2 protein-coding genes, 2 tRNA genes and 1 pseudogene are annotated in these 2,844 nt (G+C 47.8%); 4 read left to right on the top strand and 1 reads right to left on the bottom strand.

Annotated elements, in window-relative coordinates; genetic code table 11:
* The 3 genes and pseudogenes from A3751_RS14380 to A3751_RS14370 form a co-directional block, all read left to right on the top strand.
* A pseudogene (locus tag A3751_RS14380) lies at positions 1–351 on the top strand (glutamate--tRNA ligase); the annotation flags it as partial.
* A gap of 102 nt (positions 352–453) precedes the next feature.
* Positions 454–529: transfer RNA gene (locus tag A3751_RS14375), tRNA-Ala, on the top strand.
* 152 nt (positions 530–681) lie between these two features.
* Positions 682–757, top strand: a tRNA-Glu gene (locus A3751_RS14370).
* A 245-nt stretch (positions 758–1,002) separates the two neighbouring features.
* Here the strand turns inward: A3751_RS14370 and A3751_RS14365 are convergent.
* On the bottom strand, positions 1,003–1,674 hold the full coding sequence (locus tag A3751_RS14365) for a hypothetical protein (protein WP_068520249.1): 672 nt from the start codon (positions 1,672–1,674) through the stop codon (positions 1,003–1,005).
* A gap of 197 nt (positions 1,675–1,871) precedes the next feature.
* Here A3751_RS14365 and A3751_RS14360 point away from each other — a divergent pair, with 197 nt between their 5' ends.
* Positions 1,872–2,735, top strand: a complete 864-nt coding sequence (locus A3751_RS14360) for a DUF58 domain-containing protein (protein ID WP_068457324.1) — start codon at positions 1,872–1,874, stop codon at positions 2,733–2,735.
* Positions 2,736–2,844 lie beyond the last annotated feature (109 nt).

Genomic DNA, 2,844 nt, shown 5'->3' with positions numbered 1-2,844 from the left:
GATTTCGCACACAAGAAACTCGAAGAGGGGCAGGTTAAGCGTGTTCTGCAGTTTGCTTTGTGGACTCTGGAATCGCAGCGTCATTGGAACAAAGAAAACGTTTTTGGGGACGTTAAGGCCTTGGCCAAGGCAATGGAAATAAAGATGGGTGACTTTATGCAGCCTTTGTTTGTCGCGGTTGCTGGAACACCAAACTCTTGGTCCGTTGTGGATTCTATGGTCATGCTTGGTCCCGATATGACACGTGCTCGTCTTCGTCATGCGCTCAATGTGATGGAGGGCTTTTCTAAGAAAGAAACGAAGCGCGTAGAAAAAGAATATCAGGCTGTTTTGGTTAAAATTTCAACGTAAATTACCGGTTTGAAATAAAGCAAATAAAAGCCTTAAAAACGGCTTGACTCGCATGGGGCGTTTCAATAATATACGCCCCCGTTGTGAGGCACTCATGCCATCGGGGCCATAGCTCAGCTGGGAGAGCGCAACGCTGGCAGCGTTGAGGTCGACGGTTCGATCCCGTCTGGCTCCACCAACTTTTACTTCTTTTGAAGGCATTTAAAAGTTGTGTGGTTTACGCGCAGAGTGTTAGTTGTAGTTGCTTTGATTTTATCTAAGCCTGCTGCAATGCCTAGACACAACAAGCAGGCAATAAGTAATGAGTAGTATGTCTGTCGGACAAGTTTTGTCCCCTTCGTCTAGAGGCCTAGGACACCGCCCTTTCACGGCGGTAACAGGGGTTCGACTCCCCTAGGGGACGCCAAATTCTGCTTAAGCAGACGATCAAACCGCTTTAGGAAACTAAAGCGGTTTTTTTGTGTCTGGATATTGTGTCGGATAGCGGTGTCAGAAACGGGGAGGGCGATGCTCTGACCTTGCGCGGCATACTATTATTAGCGAGCAAGGTTGGGATCGTAACTAGTTGCGTGTTTTGGCTTCCCTTTTTTGGTGCGAGCTGAGTTGGATAGATTTGGCAGGTCTCGATGCGAGCTCTGGTTAAGGCTATTTTTACTCGGCAGGCGGAACGGTAAATGTTAGATCAAATCCACCGCCCTCTCTTGGCAAAATTTGCACCGGACTGCCTTCGGTAACGGCCTCTGGAATATTTATTTGCTCAATGCCCGGAATGTTGCCAATTGAGAACGTGAGTTTGTCTGCGTCGCGACTCAGTGCTAGATCATCCCCAATATAAGAAAAATCAAAATTGCCTTCAGGCGGACGATAGCGCTCGTCTTCAAGAATGTCTGCGACAGGGATTGTTGTAAGCTCTTGATAGGTTGGTACATCTACCACAGGTTCTGATTCAAAAGCCGCATCGACGGTCGAGTTTCTAAGAAGTTCGTCATCCAGCTCCACGGCGTTAGCGAGCCCTGTTTGGGACTCTTCAGCTTCGATCAGAAGTTCTGAGTCTGTGTCTTCGCCTTCGTACGGGGCGATTGTGACGCTGGAAACCGTTTTTTGCTCACTTAGGCTTTGTTTTCGAGGCGTGATGATGATGGTCGAGTCTTCGATATAGGTTTCAGTGAGCTCAGAGCTGCTAAGTGATTTCACTTCAGCTTGTAACGGTGCGACAAATAAAGCGAGCCCTAGCGTAAAACCCAGAACTGAAAACGTATCGTAAGAATGAATACGTTTTGAAAGGTGTTGTTTCATAATCATCATACTTCCCAAATATGCCATGTCAGTATTTACCTAGAAGCAGGTTATTGCAAGTTGGGCGTGTGATTAGTCAAACATAAATTGCAGCTTTGTGCTGTAATTACGGCTAAAGGCGAGAGCCAGTTACCAGAGCTGAAAACGGTCATTGGAGAGACGATATTAACAAGGTTTTTAAAGGTTGGCTTGAAAAGCGCGCAAGGCCTAGTTCTGAGCATTTTTTGAATCAACGGAATATCTATATTTTTCCTAGCAAGCAGGGTTTTGCCTTTTGTGTAATGCTTGTATTGATGCTGCTTACGGCCATCAATTATCAAAGTAGCTTGATATACCTGCTGGTGTTTATTCTAGGCTCAACATTTCTGATTTCGATTTGGCTTTGTTTTTTCAACATGCATGGCTTGGCGTTGCGCGTTTCACGCATTGGTCCTGTTCAGGCGGGGGTGCCGGTTAGTGTTGAATTTTCGGCAAACCTGGGTGGAAAAGAGCGGTCGGGTTTTTACATTAAACTTGATGAGCAAGCCGTCGCTTCGTGTTGGCCTATGGAAACTTCATCCGTGATTGAGATAAGAGGGGAAGAGTATGCGCGCGGCATTTTCGACTTGCCGGCTGTCAGTCTTGAGACATACTTCCCTTTTGGGTTGATCAGGGCGTGGACTTGGATCTGGTTTGACTCAAAGTTGGTCGTTTATCCTGCTCCGATAGAGCCGCCGATGGTGAGCGGGGCGGGCGGTGATGAGGAGGGTGCACTAAGCAAGCGCGAAGGGGAGGAGCTGGGTGATGTCCGTGAGTATCACGCTGGTGACAATATGCGCAGAGTATTGTGGCGACACTATGCCCGTAGAGAGGAGCTCGTCGTTCGTTCGAGAGAATCTGTCGCGAGCAAAAAGGTGACCCTTGATTGGGAGAGTTATTCAGATTTTGGTATTGAGCAGGCTTTGAGTTACATGTGCTTTGATGTGCTTAGTTTGTTCGAGGCGAATCAGGAGTTTTCGTTGGTCATGCCCAACTCTGAGGTGCCGCTAGGGGCGGGTGAGGAGCACCGTGATGCTTGTCTTACAGTGCTTGCGGGGTATGCGGCGTGAGTGGCACTAATTCAGACTTTTTCGCGAACGACCTTCCGCAATTTCGACATTTGGTTGCTTTGGCGATTTGCGTACAAGCGGTTGCGTTCTTAACGATCGCGCCGTTATG

The sequence above is a fragment of the Oleiphilus sp. HI0080 genome, from assembly GCF_001635135.1.
This window is presented reverse-complemented; position numbering and strand designations above follow the sequence as displayed.